A 378-nucleotide genomic window follows, 5' to 3' on the forward strand; every position below is an offset into this window, starting at 1 on the left:
TCGATTGTTTTGGAAATCGGTAACGCGGTCGAAGCCATCGTTTTGGCGAATGACAATTAGGTCAAGCCCTTGTCCGGTGGTAATGAGGTCGTTACCGGTGCCGCCATCGATGCGATCGTTGCCTGTGCCGCCGATTAAGGTATCGCGGTCACTGCCTCCTTGAAGCAAGTCGTTACCGGCTCCACCATCAAGGCGATCGCTTCCTGGGCCGCCGACTAAGATATCGTCACCATCTCCCCCTAGGAGGCGATCGTTGCCGACTTGTCCTAAGAGGCGATCGTTTCCATCGCCACCAATGAGGATGTCATTTCCGGTTCCCCCCAAGAGACGATCGTCCCCGGTGCCGCCATTGAGAGTGTCATTCCCGTCGCCGCCAAT

General features: G+C 56.6%; 1 protein-coding gene. It reads right to left on the reverse strand.

The annotated features are described in order from the left end of the window. Positions 1 to 378 (reverse strand): calcium-binding protein (locus JUJ53_RS00240; RefSeq protein WP_275415705.1); only part of this gene is annotated, 378 nt, incomplete at both ends.

Source organism: Leptolyngbya sp. CCY15150 (assembly GCF_016888135.1).
Classification (GTDB): Bacteria; Cyanobacteriota; Cyanobacteriia; order RECH01; family RECH01; genus RECH01.